Raw genomic sequence first — 15,228 nt, 5'->3', positions numbered from 1 at the left:
TAACCTATCGCACTGAAAATTAAAAACATCACGGTGACCAAGAGCTTCATATATCCAATAGTTTCTTTTGTTTCCCTTCTATTTTCAAAGCGGAATAATCCAATTTCCAACCAATGGTCTCCACGATTTTTTCAATCAACAAAACAGCCTCCAAGGCTTCGCGTTTTGCGGTATCCATCAGGCCACTTTCCGGAATTTTTTCCAACACATGCATTTTTGCCTCCTTATTCAACGAGGTGAGATCATTTGGGGTGAAGGTATTGAACAATCCATTCTGTATATCATAGAATTCCAATTCGGGTTCTATTGAAATTACTTCGGGTTCCGGAAAATTGGTCAGGATTATTTTCTTCTTATCATTATCGGCATGCATGATTATTCTCTGCAGATCGTAGCCTATCAGGGCTTTGGCATTGATTACGATCAAGGCTTTCTTTTTACTGCTCACCAAGCTCAGAAAATGTTCCTTGGTGTTTTCGTATTTATAAATTTCCGCGAAATCACCTTCCACCGAAATAAGTTTACAGACACTTCGTATCTTTTCCAAAAGCACCGTTGATTGCCGTTCGGTAAGTTCCTTATTTTGCCTTTTTCGGAACAGGCTAAAGACCCAATACATAAGAATGGCCCCTAAAATAAGGCCAAGAAACATCTCTAATATACTATCCATTTTTCTTTCCGATTTCCCCCAAATGGGTATACTTAAATCCTTTATTATATTTTAGGCCATAGCCCAATACCCTATCCAAGGCGGCATGGGAAAACAAGATGACCCCAGCCAACTGTATTATGGGTGACGAAAAAAACATGCCTGCAAAATATAAAACAATGGTCAACCCTTTATGATGAAATACGTTATAGGCAATAGCCCCTGCCTTATTACCGAACAAATACCCTACCATTCCAATATCGGGGACCATTATCAAGACCAAGAACCACCACCATTGGTAACCCAATAGCCCGAACATGAACAATCCTAGGGTGAACATCATGAACTCTTCCAATTTAATCAATATTTTCATGTCATGCTTTTCGTTAAGTGGGTTTCCGTGCTTATTTCGGCACAACGATTATATGGATAGCTTGGGCAAGTCCTACTCCTCAACAATATTTTCATACAATACAGGTCTACTCGGAGAGGCATCGTTCTCAAAGGGCGCCACTTGTAAATTAAGGAAATAGGTGCCATCAACAATACTATTGGGCACATATATAAACTCCGTAATGGTTGCTTGATTTCTGATCTTTGATCCTAGGCCCCAAAATGCCCTATGGGCCAGGAGCTCCCCACCATCGCGTTCTTTATCGATCGAGGGTAGATCGATCAATAAATGTTCTACCCCTTTCTCCACCAAAAATTTAGCCGCATCTTCAGTCACATAAGGGGGATTGGTTTTTGAATATTGCCTGGAGAATTTATCCCTTAAATTGGGCAAGGTGCGTATTATGACAGCATCCCTTTTTTTGTTCCCAAAGGCATAATGCAGCTGTTTTTTCGAAATTACAAAATCCCCGTTCAGCTTTTCCGGGGCAATGGTGACCACTTCGGCATAAAAGAAATATTGCATAAGGTTTTTATTGACCGAATTGAATTCTTCGGTTATATGTCCCAAGCATTCGGTATGTGTAACATGTGAATGGGGATTGAACCAAATATCGTTGAAATTTACCGCGGCCCCTTGGGCCACCGCCCCCACAAAATCACCTTCGGTGTGCGGTTCTATTCTGGGATGTCCAATGTACCACGCATTTACATTGGATGCATTCCCCTTCATGGGTATTGAGATATCCAAGGGTTTTGAAAGATCTATCGTATGGTTTCTATTGTTGACTTTTAATGTTGCAAGCATAAAAAAATCGTCCCGTCGAGCGCAACCGAGACATTGTGGGTTTATAAGTTCCGGTGTTTGACTTCGCTCGAACAGCCAAAAACCTATCGATATTGGCTTCCCAACTGAATTGATCGATACAGATCATACGATTGGGAGACCATGGATAATTTTATCCTAAATTAACCATAAACAAATCGCTGGCAATCCCATCGACCAAGAATTTTCCTTTTTTTGTGGCGATCAACTGCCCTTTAGACCACATCAAGAGTTCCTGTTCTATGTATTTTTCCATCTCCCGGGTTATATAAACGTAGTATTTTTCCCCGAATTCCGATTGTATCCTATCTAAGGAAATGCCCCAAATGGTTCGCAGACCGGTCATTACATATTCGTTGTATTTATCGGTCATTGAAAGTGTTTCACGGGTCGTTGGCAGCTGCCCTTGTCCGATGATTTTGATATATTTTGGATTGTTACTGATATTCCAACTTCTAATTTTTCCATCATAGGAATGTGCCGATGGGCCTATACCCATATATTTTTTACCCAACCAATACGCCGTATTGTTTTTGGAATAATAGTGCGGTTTTCCAAAGTTCGATACCTCATAACAATCATAGCCTGCTTCGACCAGCCTATCATACAATACTTGAAAGTGTCGCTGTGCCAATGCATCATCGACAGGCGGGATCAATCCTTTTTTGATAAAACTGGCCAAGGCCGTTTTTGGTTCCACCGTCAATGCATAGGAAGAAATATGGGGTATCCCGAAAGAAAGGGCTTTTTCGATGTTCTGTTTCCAGCGCAAATCGGTCATTTCGGGAATACCATAGATGAGATCCACCGAGATATTATCGAAATGCTGCGTTGCCCACTTTAAGGAATTTGAGGCTTGTTCCGCATTATGGGCACGATGCATCATCTTCAGATCTTCCTCGAAGAATGATTGCACCCCAATACTTAATCTATTGACCTCACTTTGGGCCAATTGCCCGATCTTCCTTTGGGATAAATCATCCGGATTGGCTTCCAAGGTTATTTCCGGGTTTTCGATGACCTCGTAATTGGATCGAACGGTATGTATGAGCCCATTGATTTCATTCGTTTCCAAAACCGATGGGGTACCTCCCCCAAAATAGATGGTTTCTACCACTTCATTCCTGAATTCATCCTTTCGCAAAACCAACTCATTTTGCAACGCAGCGATCATCGCATCTTTCTTCGCCATACTGGTCGAAAAATGGAAGTCACAATAGTGACAGGCCTGCTTGCAAAAGGGTATATGGATGTAAATTCCGCTCATATATCAGTGGTCAGTGGTCAGTGGTCAGTGGTCAGTGGTCAGTGGTCAGTGGTCAGTGGTCAGTGGTCAGTGGTCAGTAAAATAGACATTATAATTATTTTGAACCAAATTTCTCAGGATTGTTCATCATAAAATTCATTAATCTTCCGACTTCTTTACTTTGCATGGACAAATCTTCAAATAGTACATTGTTAATATAACCGCATGCCAAGGCAAATTCCAACCAACTTTGGGTTTCCAGATTTTCTGCGTCTGCATCTGTTAGTTTACTAATAAAATATCTTGGGTAAACTCTCTTTGCGTAAGACTCGGCAATATTGGCCGAAACACTGCGAGAAGACCTTCTAATTTGATCAGTCAACGAATATCTTTCTTCTTGGGGAAAACCCTGTGAAATCTTAAAAATAGACATGGCCAGAGCAAATGATTTTTGATATGCTAAAAGGTCTTGAAATTTCATTTTTAATCATTACTTATTTTAATACAAGTGCCTTCTCATCACTGTTTCCTGTTCACTGCTTACTGTTCACTGCCAACTGCTTACTGTTCACTGTTCACTGCTTACTGCTCACTGCTCACTGCTTACTGCTCACTGTTCACTGCTTACTGCTCACTGCCAACTGCTTACTGTTCACTGCTTACTGTTTACTGCCAACTGCCTACTGCTTACTGTTCACTATTCACTGCCAATTGCTAATCGTACATTGTAACCCGATCACTTCTTGATCCTACTTTCATTCTGCTTTACAAAGGCATCCCAACCGGAATAGCTTTTTCCGATATCTATCTTGCCCTCATTGTAAAAATGGCAAACCGCAGCTGCAAGTCCGTCGGTACTGTCCAAATTTTTGGGCAAGGACTTTAATCCAAGGGTACTCTGTAGCATACGTGCCACTTGTTCTTTACTTGCATTTCCATTCCCCGTAATGGCCATTTTAATTTTCTTGGGGAGGTATTCGGTAATGGGGATTTGCCGCGACAACCCCGCCGCCATGGCCACCCCTTGGGCACGTCCCAATTTTAGCATGGATTGGACATTTTTACCAAAAAAAGGCGCCTCAATCGCTATTTCATCGGGATGATAGGTATCTATCAATTCGATCGTACGTTCAAAAATGAGTTTGAGTTTGGTATAGGGGTCACTATACTTTTGAAGCAACAACTCGTTCATCTGAACGAACTTCATTTGCTTGTTCTCCACTTTAATGATCCCGAACCCCATGATGGTGGTTCCCGGATCGATTCCCAATATGATTCTTTCGTTCGACAAATTCTTCTTTATTAGTTGCTGAAAATGGAAATGTTCTTGCCTTATTTGATTTTATGTTGCCCAACACCTTTTCTTGATTCCGTGTTTTGCCTATTGGTTCGCATGGAGCACAATGGGAATCCTGAATTTTGCCCGTACGGGAATCCCTCTTTTCAATGCCGGTGCCAAAGAGGGCAAATTACTTAGACTTTGGGAAATAATACGATCGAATTCCGGCATCGTTTGCTCTATTTTCCGGTCCTTTTGAATATTCACTACGCCTATCCTACCCTCTTGGTCTATCAGAAAATCAACATATACCGTAGTATCCGTACCGGGATCGATGACAAATTCAAACTCTCGCAAAGTTGCCGAAAAATAACCGAGCAATTCCCTTTCAAAACATGCTTTTTGACTTGCTTTGGAGGTTGATTCATCGCAGTTTTCAAACAAGGGGTAATTGTCAACATCGTTCCAGTCAATGGCCCGCATTTCCCGATTGATCAATTTTTGGGTCTTTGCCTCCTTGGATTCGAAGAAACCACAGGAAAGGCAAGAACATAAAAGCAGTATGGCTAAAGACTTTCTCATGAACCCCATTTCTAGGGCGGAAATTACGATTTTTTAAGGAGCTTCACCAATACCTTCATATCGAAAAAACAAGCCCCATTCGATAAATGGGGCCAAAACCAGCTAGCGATCCTATAACTGTGGACGCGTTTTTATTGGGAGGAGTGGAAATTAGTAGGGTTTTTTAACTATAACCACTAATCCGAATATAACTTGGGCCCAATACATCAGTCAAGTACAAACACAATGGGAATCGAATAGGGAACATCCACTACTCTCCCTTTTTGTTTTCCCGGTTGCATCTTAGGGCATCGACCTACATTGACCCCTAAGTTGAAAAGGAATCAGAAATCCGCCAGCTTAGGGTGCCGGCGGATATTTATTCAGAAGGTTACCGTTATTTTCCCCCTTAGATAAAAAGGTGTACCCGGTGTAAAATGGATTTCCTCCACAGCCTCCGGTTCATCAAAAAGCCGGCTTTCGGTGGCAAACTGGGTTTCGTTCCATTCCGCATCGAAAAGGTTTTCCACAATAAGGCCAAACGTCCAATTGTTCACACTGTAATTAAGCGTTGCATCGGTCACAAAATAACCTTCTGCCACTATGGAATTGTCCTCATTGCCCGGTCTATCATCAATATATCTATAATTAAGTCCTCCTGAAAAGCCTTGATTGCTTCCCAAGGTTACTCCACCAGCCATTGTAAAATCGGGTGCCAATGGAATGTAATCCGCTCCATCGGCCTCTTCAGTGCTACGTGCGTGCGTGTAATTGGCATCAGAATAGATGTAAAGCCAATCCAAAGGCTGGTACCTTGCCCCTACTTCAAGTCCCATTCTTCTGGTTTTTCCACTGGGTTCCACAATTCCCGCATCACCCACGTACACAAACTCCTGATCCAAGAACAAGGACCACAAAGTGGCATTCAAAACCAGTTTGTCCATTGGTTTTAAGATGGTTCCCAAATCCACTCCATAAGCGGCTGGCAGAATCTCTTCGCCACCGTTTGCCACTACAACCCGGGTATCGTTGGAGTGAAAACCGATTCCTGATTTAAGGAATAACCGTGTATTCTCCGTTGGACTGTAAACCATATTGAACTTTGGACTGAATGCCACTTTTTCTTCACTTTGGCTATCGTACAGTTCACTCATTTTGTCAATGTAATCGAACCTAAAATAATCCAAACGAACCCCTGGTTCAAAAGTGAATTTTCCTGATTTAACAATGCCCCCGGCAAAAGCATAACTGTTCACCTCATCCACATCCCCATAGGCCAAACGCTCTAACAGTTCTTGTCGATTTGCGGTATGCGACAACTGGTTATCGTCCACATTATCGTACCTAAAACCAATCCCGGCATTGTATTTAAAATGCAAATCCCCCAAACTTGCCGAATTGTTTTTGAATTCCGTTTTGGCTCCGGCCAATAAACGATCTTCATACTGTTTGATCTGGTCCCCATTGACCGGATCTTCCAAAAAATAGGTAAAATTGGAATAGAGTTCAAAATCATAATGGGACACAAAAGCCATGGTGTTCAAGGATCTGCCCATCCCTAGGATTTTGTTGTGGTTCAAAACGAAATTGGTTCTACTGGTCTGTCCGCCCTCGGTATCGTCAATAGCACCAAAACGACCTATCAAACCTTGATCAATTGCCCTTTGCGGAATTTGACCGGAGGCATCCCATTTACTGGAAAAATGAGAAGCGGTCAACATTAATTCCTGTTCCCCGGGCAATGCATAGCGGTATCTCCCCAAGATATTGATTCGATTAAAATGCTGGGGGGAATCAAACGGACCATCCGTCAAATACAGTTCGGAGGCCAAAAAGGCATTGCTGTTTTGATGGTCGATCAGATTGAACATCCCCATAAACCTCCGAGTTCCATATTGGCCCACTTCAGCGGATAATATACTTTCATCCAAACTTTTTCTCAACTTCAGGTTTACGTAACCTGCCGTATTGAAATTACCTTGATCGGCATAATAAGGTCCTTTTCCAAAATTTACATTTTCTATGGTCTCGGGAATTACAAAGTGCAGATCGGCGTAACCTTGCCCGTGGGCGTGTGACACCATATTCACGGGCATTCCATCTACATTGATGGCCACATCGGTACCGTGATCCACATCAAAACCCCGCAAAAATAATTGTTCTGCCTTTCCGCCCCCTGCGTGTTGACCAATGATCAACCCTGGAACTTTTCTTAGGATTTCTTGTGACGATTTTACAGGGTTCGTCTTTACGTCCACATCCACCACTTTACTCATGGTATCCACCCCGGATACCAAAACCACTTGATCTAAAGAAATTGCACTTTCTTGGAGTACTATCGTTATCGACCCCTCCAAATCAGCAGGGCGTACCACTTTGGTTTGGGTAGCATACCCCAATCTGGAAAAGTAAACCGTATCGTTAACGGTGGTTCTGTCCAACACAAAATGTCCCGTACCATCGGTATGGCTATGTTGACCACTGGTTTTATTGAATACGCCTGCGTCCTCTAAAGGCGAACCGGATTCATCCATTAATTTTCCCTTTAAGTTTTGTGCAGCAACAGCACCCATGAACAGCATGCAAAATGCCGTCATATAATATTTCATGTCCTTATATTTTAAATTGATTTGCGTAATAAAATCTGAACAATAGGAAGCCTAGACCTTGTTCCATGCAGTTTGGAACCTGTTCTTTAAAATTTTGGCCTGGCCCATGTCAGCTATTTTGAGGAGGGGGAGTACTGACCCCAAGGTGCCAAATAGTGTTTACGCTTTGGTTTTTCCAATTGTTGTTCCGAACAATTGGAATATTCGTCCCTAATGGACAATTGGCATCCTTAACAAGGTGTTTATCCAATTTAAGACTGAGTTCACCCTTGGATTCTTGTTCATCTGGTTGATTGGCTTCCAACAACTCTTTCAAAGCCTCCAAAGCTTCGTGTGAATGCCCTGCCATACCTTCCAAAGCGGCATAATCAATCGCTTCATGGCCAAATGCAAAATAATGTTGGTGTGTTTTTGGCCCCATGATATGTGAGACCCCATGCAATGTTTCCATAACCAGACCATTGAATAGCCCCAATACATAGAATATACATAGCACAGTACATCCCATTTGTCGCAACTTGGAGATTCGATATGTTTTGAGGATTTTCATTACCTGACCCAATCTTTTTCAAATTTACTTATCCTAGTTGAAATGTAAGGGGTATTTTGGTTTTGTCTGTAACAATTGTCCATTAAATTTGTCTGATAGTAAAAAACACATCCATGGATATTGTTTTATTGATTTTCGGATTCATCCTTATGTTGATCGGTATTCTGGGAAGCTTTCTTCCCGTCTTGCCCGGCCCTCCAATAAGTTGGATCGGCCTTTTGCTTTTGTACCTTTCAAAAGCCGTGCCCGATGATTGGGTCTTCTTGGGTATTACCTTGGTGATCGCCTTGGTTGTTTTTGCGCTCGATTATGTGATCCCAGCCGTGGGGACCAAAAAATTCGGGGGAACCAAAGCAGGTATGCTCGGAACGACTTTGGGATTATTGGTTGCCTTGATTTTTCCTATCCTAGGTGCTTTCGGGATCATCATATGGCCCTTTATCGGGGCATTGGTCGGAGAACTTTTGAACAAGGCCGATAGAAAAACGGCCACAAAGGCCGCTTTCGGTTCTTTTATCGGTTTTTTGACCGGGACCTTTCTGAAATTTTTGGTCACTATCGTATACCTAGGCCTTTTTTTAACCACAGCCTGGGAATACAAAGCTACCTTGTTTCCTTTTTTCAATTAAGTTAAACAGAATCTAATCGAGCCAAACGACTTTATCTTTAATGGGTTTTCTCTTTCCTTGGGGCAACTCTTCATCATAATACCCCATGTACAGGAAGCCAAGGCATTTTTCCCCCTCTGCCAAGTCGAAAAATTCGTCCATATATTCAATGATCCCAGGGGAACTCCAATAACATCCGATGCCCATTTCGGTACAGGTAAGCCACATATTCTGGACAGCCATGGCAACCGCCGCCAATTCCTCCCATTCCGGTACCGATTCCTTTGGGTCACGCTGCATGCATATGGCAATTACCGCTGCGGATTTTTTAGGGTTCGATTTCAACTTCTTTATCTTTACCTGTTTGGGGTGCTCTTCCACCTCTTGGTACTTTTTTGATAAAAATTCCCCTAATTTGGTCTTGGATTCCCCTTGTAACACCTTAAATCGCCAAGGTTCGGTATTATTATGGTTGGGTGCCCAGTTGGCCGATTCCAAGATCTGTTGCAGGTTTTCTTTGGGAATCACCATATCTATATACTGTACGGGAAAGACCGATCGTCTTTCCTTGATCAAGTCGCGAATCATACTTTACTGTTTTAGATTTTAAATCTACTATTTTATAGGGCTTACTTCAAAAGTAAATCCACACAATTTTTCAAGACGGGGTTGGGATTGTCCTTTTTCCAAATAACGGATAACAATGCCCGTTGATCAATGTTCTTCAATTCAATGAATTTCACCCGCATTTGAAAACCGAATTTCAATGCGGTGGGTACAATGGCTATTCCCAAATTGTTTTCAACGAGCTTAAAAATAGTATGTGCATGAACCGTCTTGTGTGATACTTTGGGAACAAAACCGGCATCCGAACATATACCCATGATCGTTTCAAAATAAAAAGGGCTATACTCCTTACTGAACAAAATAAAATTATCATTGGCAAATTGATGCATACCCACATAGTTACGGGTAAGCATGGGATAATTCTCTGGCAACACCAACGAAAATGTATCTTCGTAAACCGTTGTCATTTGCAAGGTGGCCGGAACCCTGGACAGCCTTACAAAACCCATATCCAGTTCATCTTTCAATACGGCCTCCACCTGATCCATATTGGACAGTTCCTCCAAAGAGGTTTTTATCTTTGGGTATTTGTCCTTTAATTCCAACAGCAGTGTAGGAATTACATTTTGCATGGCCGACCCTAAAAACCCGATACGCACTTCCCCTGAGTCCCCTTCCCCGATCAACTGTACGTGACGCTTGATGTCCTTTATCCCATGGAATAGCTCTTCTGATTTGCCTTTAAGATAATGACCCGCAGGTGTCAACACTACTTTTTTCTTATCCCGTATAAATAGCTGTACCTGCAGTATTTCCTCCATTTGTTTGATCTGTCTGCTCAGCCCGGGCTGGGAAATAAACAATTTCTCAGCGGCCTTTCTAAAATGGAGCTCTTCGGCCACCGCCAAAAAATAAGCGAAATGTCGAAGCTCTATTTGATAACCCATAAGTATTGAATGTTGATGTTTTTGGTATTGGTAATTATCAAACTTAATCAATAATTTTATACTATAAAACATTTACAATGATTTCATTACCAACAACATTCAGTCTAGGCGAGGATTGGTTAACCGCCAGTACGGCCCTAGCCATTGCCCAAGGTCATACGGCCATACGGCTATCCAAAGACACAAGACAAAAAATTGACAGAAGTTGGAAAATCGTCAGTACGATCGTCGCTAAAGATCAACCGGTTTACGGTATCAACACCGGTTTCGGACCGCTATGTACCACCAGAATATCAAAGGCGGAGACAAAAATCCTACAAAACAATATACTCCAAAGTCATAGTGTAGGCGTTGGCGAACCCATTGACCGGGAAATTGCCAAACTGATGTTGGTATTAAAAGTACACTCCTTGGCCAAAGGCTTTTCCGGGATTGCCCAAACCACCTTGGAACGGATCATTTGGCACATTGAACATGACGCCATTCCCGTTGTACCTTCCCAAGGTTCCGTTGGGGCTTCGGGCGATCTTGCCCCTTTATCCCATTTGTTCCTTCCTTTGATAGGTTTTGGGAAAGTAGCCTATAAAGGAAAAACCATATCAACGACCCAACTTTTTGAAGAAACAGGTTTGGAACCCATAGCGCTAGGCCCCAAAGAAGGTTTAGCACTCATTAACGGCACCCAATTTATTGCGGCACATGCCATTAAGGTAATAGAGAAATTCCACAGTTGCCTTTCACAGGCCGATATCATCGGAGCCATGATGATCGAGGGCCTGCAGGGTTCCATAAAACCATTTTACAATGAACTGCATAAGTTACGGCCTTTCAAAGGCAATATCCACGTTGCCAAAAGGATAAAGCGTTTGTTGAAGGGGTCCGAAATCATGGAGGCCCATGCCGCCTGTGAACGTGTTCAAGACCCTTACTCCTTACGTTGTATACCCCAAGTGCACGGGGCCTCACGAAATGCATGGTTGCATTTGAAGGAGTTGTTGGAGGTTGAATTGAACGCGGTGACCGACAATCCCGTCATCATTGATGATGAACTTACCATAAGCGGTGGAAACTTTCACGGCCAACCCTTGGCCATGGCCTTGGATTATGCCTGCCTGGCTGCCTCGGAAATAGGCAATATTTCCGACCGCAGGGTTTATTTGGCCTTAAAGGGAAACAGTCCGGGCGTGCCCAAACTTTTAATGAAGGATACCGGTATCAATTCCGGTTATATGATCCTGCAATATACGACTGCTGCCTTGGCCAGTGAGAACAAAGGGTTATGCTTTCCGTCAAGTGCAGACAGTATTCCGACCTCTTTGGGTCAGGAAGATCATGTGAGCATGGGATCGATCAGTGGTCGAAAAGCTTTGCAGGTACTCGATAACGTACAAAAAATATTGGCTATTGAATTATTGACAGCGGCACAGGCTTTTGAATATCGGAAACCCTTAAAATCGGGCATATTAATGGATGAAGTATATAAAGGGGTTCGTGAAAAGGTCGCTTTTGCCCCCAAGGATAGGGTATTTGCCGATGATATTGCCATTGGTATTGCCATGATCAAGGACAATACGATCATTAAAATCATCGAAAAGACGAAAAAGGAGAAAAAGATTTCATTCAAGACCCCTTATTCCGATGAATTTGAGGTATTTTAATGGCATCCTTTTCACCTTCCCCCCTAAACTTATTGGCTTAAATTAATTTAATGTTGCAACATGAAACTCATAGGTCCTTTTAAACAAATAATCCCCATGACCGGACTCCCCCCAAAAGGAGCGTTGGCCGATAATCAATTGGTCATCGTGGAAGATGGCGGAATCCTTATAGAAGGTGACCTTATAAAAACAGTGGGGAGCTTCGATGCACTGACAAAGGCAGCATTGCCCGATAATACGGAAATCATAGAGCTGCATGGAGACCATACATGCCTTCCGGGCTTTGTAGATGCCCATACCCATATCTGTTTTGCAGGATCCAGGGCCAATGATTATGCACTGCGCAATTCGGGGAAGACCTATTTGGAAATCGCCAAAGCCGGTGGTGGCATCTGGGATACCGTTACCCAAACCCGAAAGGCGTCCAAAGAATCATTGATCAAAGGCATCGTAAAAAGGGCCAAAAGACATTTGACCAATGGGGTAACCACAATCGAAGTCAAAAGTGGGTATGGCCTGTCTGTCCACGAGGAATTGAAAATGCTGTATGCCATCAAGGCGGCCGATGCCCTGCTTCCCGTGGATTTGATAGCCACCTGTTTGGCGGCACATATGGTCCCCAAGGATTTTAAAGGGAGTGCGGCGGATTACCTAAAACAGATGGCCGAAGAATTATTGCCCGCCCTTAAAGTCGAAAAGCTTACGAATCGGATAGATGCTTTTATCGAAGAAGGCGCCTTTTCCCCATCCCTTATTGCGCCCTATTTTGACAAAGCCAAGGCACTTGGTTTCGATATTACGGTACATGCCGACCAATTTTCGACCGGTGGAAGCCAAGTTGCCCTAAAATACAATGCCCTAAGCGCTGATCACTTAGAGGCCAGTACCGATGTCGAAATCGGGCTATTGGCCCAGAGCCCGATCATTGCAACGGCCCTGCCCGGGGCTTCCATCGGATTGGGTTGCGCTTTCGCACCGGCCCGTAAGCTCCTTGATGCCGGTGGTGCCGTGGCCATCGCAAGTGATCATAACCCCGGTTCGGCCCCCATGGGCGATCTTCTGACACAAGCAGCTATTTTGGGCACTTTTGAGAAGTTATCGAACGCAGAGGTACTTGCCGGAATTACCACGAGGGCCGCAGCCGCTTTGAAATTGACCGATAGAGGACAACTGCAATCGGGCTGTTTGGCCGATATCGGCATTTTCCATACCGGGGATTATAAAGAAATCCTATACAATCAGGGAAATTTCAAACCGTGCATGGTCTGGAAAAAAGGGGAATTGGTTTACAACAAACACTGAAATAAAAGATGAAAAACAATATGGTCGCATCGGATTTTAAATCCCAAATCCTTCAGGGGATCCCGGAAGTTTTACCCGAGAAAAGAAAACGGACCCCCACGATCAGTCACGCCCCAAGGCGCAAGGACATCCTTACATTACAGGAAAAAAAACTGGCCTTGGAAAATGCACTTCGGTATTTCCCTAAAGCCTGGCATCCCGAATTGGCCAAGGAGTTTGCCCATGAATTGGACACCTACGGCAGAATATACATGTATCGTTTTATCCCGGGATATGGGATGCATGCAAGACCCATTTCCGCATATCCGGCCAAAAGCACCCAAGCGGCGGCTATTATGTTGATGATCCAGAACAATTTGGATCCCGCGGTTGCCCAACATCCCGAAGAATTGATTACCTATGGCGGCAATGGGGCGGTTTTCCAAAATTGGGCGCAATACCTGTTGACCATGCACTATTTGGCCACTATGACCGAGGAGCAGACACTGCATATCTATTCGGGACACCCCATGGGTCTTTTCCCCTCCTCTAAAGATGCCCCTAGAGTGGTTGTCACTAATGGTATGATGATTCCCAATTACTCAAAACCCGATGATTGGGAAAAATACAATGCACTTGGGGTGACCCAATATGGACAAATGACCGCTGGATCTTACATGTACATTGGACCCCAAGGTATCGTACACGGTACGGCAATTACGGTAATGAATGCCTTTCGAAAGGTGTTACGGAAAAACGAATCGCCCAAAGGCAAAATTTTCTTGACCGCCGGATTGGGGGGAATGAGCGGGGCGCAGCCGAAAGCCGGTAACATTGCCGGATGTATCACTATTTGTGCCGAGATCAATCCGGTCGCCGCAAAAAAGAGACACACCCAAGGTTGGGTAGATGAATTGATCGATGATATCAACGAACTGGTACAAAGGACCCAAAAGGCCATTGCCGCCCACAAAGTGGTGTCTTTGGGTTATATCGGAAATGTTGTGGATGTATGGGAAGCCTTCGATGCCAATGACATCTTCGTGCATTTGGGATCGGACCAAACCTCGTTGCACAATCCTTGGTCGGGGGGGTATTACCCTGTCGGAATGAGTTTTGAGGAATCAAACGATTTGATGGGCAAAGACCCCATAGCCTTTAAGGCCGCGGTGCAAAAATCGTTACGAAGACAGGTTGCCGCCATTAATAACCATACTGCCAAAGGCACCTATTTCTTTGATTACGGAAATGCTTTTTTATTGGAAGCGTCCCGTGCGGGGGCCGATATAATGGCTGAGAACAACATCGATTTCAAATACTCCTCCTATGTTCAGGATATTTTGGGGCCCATGTGTTTTGATTATGGTTTCGGGCCTTTCCGTTGGGTCTGCACCTCTGGTAAACCTGAAGACCTCAGCAAGACCGATGCCATCGCATTGACCATCATGAAACAGATCAAGACAGAAGCACCAAAGGAAATTCAACAACAGCTACAGGACAACATTACATGGATCCAGGAAGCAGAAGAGAATAAATTGGTGGTAGGGTCCCAAGCCCGCATTTTGTATGCCGATGCCGAAGGTCGCGCCAGTATCGCCGAGGCCTTTAACCAAGCGATAAAAAAAGGTGGGATATCCGCGCCCATCGTCTTGGGAAGGGATCACCACGATGTAAGTGGCACCGATTCCCCTTTTCGGGAAACCAGCAATATCCATGACGGCAGTAAATTCACTGCCGATATGGCGATACAAAATGTCATCGGGGACAGCTTTAGGGGCGCCACATGGGTATCGATCCACAATGGCGGGGGAGTAGGCTGGGGCGAAGTCATCAATGGGGGTTTCGGGATGGTCTTGGATGGATCGGATGCAGCTTCAAAAAAACTCAAGAACATGTTGTTCTACGATGTCAACAACGGTATTTCGAGAAGAAGTTGGGCCCGAAACAAAGAAGCTCTTTTTGCCATTAAACGGGAAATGGAGCGAACGCCCGAACTTAAGGTAACATTACCTAATTTAGTTGAAAAAGGATTATTGGATAATATATTCGATTGA

15 protein-coding genes are annotated in these 15,228 nt (G+C 43.7%); 4 read left to right on the top strand and 11 right to left on the bottom strand.

Annotated features, from left to right (window positions below; genetic code table 11):
- Nucleotides 1-46 precede the first annotated feature (46 nt).
- From PHU20_RS12345 to PHU20_RS12305, 9 genes are all read right to left on the bottom strand, one after another.
- Nucleotides 47-670 (bottom strand): DUF4230 domain-containing protein, encoded by a 624-nt coding sequence (locus tag PHU20_RS12345; RefSeq protein WP_274825682.1) that lies wholly within the window; start codon nucleotides 668-670, stop codon nucleotides 47-49.
- The gene (locus PHU20_RS12340; RefSeq protein WP_274825681.1) at nucleotides 663-1,022 is read right to left on the bottom strand and encodes a DUF4260 domain-containing protein; all 360 of its coding nucleotides are present in this window, start codon (nucleotides 1,020-1,022) and stop codon (nucleotides 663-665) included. The genes PHU20_RS12345 and PHU20_RS12340 overlap by 8 nt, the downstream gene beginning before the upstream one ends.
- Before the next feature lie 72 nt (nucleotides 1,023-1,094).
- The gene (locus PHU20_RS12335) at nucleotides 1,095-1,850 is read right to left on the bottom strand and encodes a cyclase family protein (protein ID WP_274825680.1); all 756 of its coding nucleotides are present in this window, start codon (nucleotides 1,848-1,850) and stop codon (nucleotides 1,095-1,097) included.
- A gap of 151 nt (nucleotides 1,851-2,001) precedes the next feature.
- Complete coding sequence (gene hemW, locus PHU20_RS12330; protein ID WP_274825679.1) at nucleotides 2,002-3,135, bottom strand: radical SAM family heme chaperone HemW; 1,134 nt, start codon at nucleotides 3,133-3,135, stop codon at nucleotides 2,002-2,004.
- A 94-nt stretch (nucleotides 3,136-3,229) separates the two neighbouring features.
- Nucleotides 3,230-3,595 carry a four helix bundle protein gene (locus PHU20_RS12325; protein WP_274825678.1) on the bottom strand — a complete coding sequence of 122 codons (366 nt, stop codon included), beginning with the start codon at nucleotides 3,593-3,595 and terminating at the stop codon, nucleotides 3,230-3,232.
- A gap of 255 nt (nucleotides 3,596-3,850) precedes the next feature.
- Nucleotides 3,851-4,405 carry a crossover junction endodeoxyribonuclease RuvC gene (gene ruvC / locus PHU20_RS12320; protein ID WP_274825677.1) on the bottom strand — a complete coding sequence of 185 codons (555 nt, stop codon included), beginning with the start codon at nucleotides 4,403-4,405 and terminating at the stop codon, nucleotides 3,851-3,853.
- Nucleotides 4,406-4,495: 90 nt separating this feature from the next.
- The gene (locus tag PHU20_RS12315) at nucleotides 4,496-4,975 is read right to left on the bottom strand and encodes a hypothetical protein (protein WP_274825676.1); all 480 of its coding nucleotides are present in this window, start codon (nucleotides 4,973-4,975) and stop codon (nucleotides 4,496-4,498) included.
- Between the two features lie 362 nt (nucleotides 4,976-5,337).
- Nucleotides 5,338-7,563 (bottom strand): TonB-dependent receptor, encoded by a 2,226-nt coding sequence (locus tag PHU20_RS12310; protein ID WP_274825675.1) that lies wholly within the window; start codon nucleotides 7,561-7,563, stop codon nucleotides 5,338-5,340.
- A gap of 109 nt (nucleotides 7,564-7,672) precedes the next feature.
- Nucleotides 7,673-8,113, bottom strand: coding sequence for a hypothetical protein (locus tag PHU20_RS12305; RefSeq protein ID WP_274825674.1), 441 nt, complete (start codon nucleotides 8,111-8,113; stop codon nucleotides 7,673-7,675).
- Nucleotides 8,114-8,226: 113 nt separating this feature from the next.
- On the opposite strand from PHU20_RS12305, the gene PHU20_RS12300 reads away from it, so the two are divergent.
- Complete coding sequence (locus PHU20_RS12300; protein WP_274825673.1) at nucleotides 8,227-8,742, top strand: DUF456 domain-containing protein; 516 nt, start codon at nucleotides 8,227-8,229, stop codon at nucleotides 8,740-8,742.
- A gap of 12 nt (nucleotides 8,743-8,754) precedes the next feature.
- On the opposite strand, the gene PHU20_RS12295 is transcribed toward PHU20_RS12300, so the two are convergent.
- Together PHU20_RS12295 and PHU20_RS12290 are read right to left on the bottom strand one after the other, a co-directional pair.
- Nucleotides 8,755-9,309, bottom strand: coding sequence for a nitroreductase family protein (locus tag PHU20_RS12295; RefSeq protein ID WP_274825672.1), 555 nt, complete (start codon nucleotides 9,307-9,309; stop codon nucleotides 8,755-8,757).
- Nucleotides 9,310-9,350: 41 nt separating this feature from the next.
- Nucleotides 9,351-10,235, bottom strand: coding sequence for a LysR family transcriptional regulator (locus PHU20_RS12290; protein ID WP_274825671.1), 885 nt, complete (start codon nucleotides 10,233-10,235; stop codon nucleotides 9,351-9,353).
- 77 nt (nucleotides 10,236-10,312) lie between these two features.
- On the opposite strand from PHU20_RS12290, the gene hutH reads away from it, so the two are divergent.
- The 3 genes from hutH to PHU20_RS12275 are packed head-to-tail and all read left to right on the top strand — an operon-like array spanning nucleotide 10,313 to nucleotide 15,228.
- Nucleotides 10,313-11,893 (top strand): histidine ammonia-lyase, encoded by a 1,581-nt coding sequence (gene hutH, locus PHU20_RS12285; RefSeq protein ID WP_274825670.1) that lies wholly within the window; start codon nucleotides 10,313-10,315, stop codon nucleotides 11,891-11,893.
- Between the two features lie 60 nt (nucleotides 11,894-11,953).
- On the top strand, nucleotides 11,954-13,195 hold the full coding sequence (gene hutI / locus PHU20_RS12280) for an imidazolonepropionase (RefSeq protein ID WP_274825669.1): 1,242 nt from the start codon (nucleotides 11,954-11,956) through the stop codon (nucleotides 13,193-13,195).
- Between the two features lie 8 nt (nucleotides 13,196-13,203).
- Complete coding sequence (locus PHU20_RS12275) at nucleotides 13,204-15,228, top strand: urocanate hydratase (RefSeq protein WP_274825668.1); 2,025 nt, start codon at nucleotides 13,204-13,206, stop codon at nucleotides 15,226-15,228.

It is taken from the genome of Maribacter polysaccharolyticus (assembly GCF_028882255.1).
Taxonomy (GTDB): domain Bacteria; phylum Bacteroidota; class Bacteroidia; order Flavobacteriales; family Flavobacteriaceae; genus Maribacter_A; species Maribacter_A polysaccharolyticus.
This window is presented reverse-complemented; position numbering and strand designations above follow the sequence as displayed.

Excerpts from the sequence above, each read along its gene's own strand:
- hutI (WP_274825669.1), top strand. The coding sequence starts at position 11,954 with ATGAAACTCATAGGTCCTTTTAAACAAATAATCCCCATGACCGGACTC.
- PHU20_RS12275 (WP_274825668.1), top strand. The coding sequence starts at position 13,204 with ATGAAAAACAATATGGTCGCATCGGATTTTAAATCCCAAATCCTTCAG.
- hemW (WP_274825679.1), bottom strand. The coding sequence starts at position 3,135 with ATGAGCGGAATTTACATCCATATACCCTTTTGCAAGCAGGCCTGTCAC.
- PHU20_RS12335 (WP_274825680.1), bottom strand. The coding sequence starts at position 1,850 with ATGCTTGCAACATTAAAAGTCAACAATAGAAACCATACGATAGATCTT.
- PHU20_RS12305 (WP_274825674.1), bottom strand. The coding sequence starts at position 8,113 with ATGAAAATCCTCAAAACATATCGAATCTCCAAGTTGCGACAAATGGGA.
- PHU20_RS12315 (WP_274825676.1), bottom strand. The coding sequence starts at position 4,975 with ATGAGAAAGTCTTTAGCCATACTGCTTTTATGTTCTTGCCTTTCCTGT.
- PHU20_RS12345 (WP_274825682.1), bottom strand. The coding sequence starts at position 670 with ATGGATAGTATATTAGAGATGTTTCTTGGCCTTATTTTAGGGGCCATT.
- PHU20_RS12310 (WP_274825675.1), bottom strand. The coding sequence starts at position 7,563 with ATGAAATATTATATGACGGCATTTTGCATGCTGTTCATGGGTGCTGTT.
- PHU20_RS12290 (WP_274825671.1), bottom strand. The coding sequence starts at position 10,235 with ATGGGTTATCAAATAGAGCTTCGACATTTCGCTTATTTTTTGGCGGTG.
- PHU20_RS12300 (WP_274825673.1), top strand. The coding sequence starts at position 8,227 with ATGGATATTGTTTTATTGATTTTCGGATTCATCCTTATGTTGATCGGT.
- PHU20_RS12340 (WP_274825681.1), bottom strand. The coding sequence starts at position 1,022 with ATGAAAATATTGATTAAATTGGAAGAGTTCATGATGTTCACCCTAGGA.
- hutH (WP_274825670.1), top strand. The coding sequence starts at position 10,313 with ATGATTTCATTACCAACAACATTCAGTCTAGGCGAGGATTGGTTAACC.
- PHU20_RS12325 (WP_274825678.1), bottom strand. The coding sequence starts at position 3,595 with ATGAAATTTCAAGACCTTTTAGCATATCAAAAATCATTTGCTCTGGCC.
- PHU20_RS12295 (WP_274825672.1), bottom strand. The coding sequence starts at position 9,309 with ATGATTCGCGACTTGATCAAGGAAAGACGATCGGTCTTTCCCGTACAG.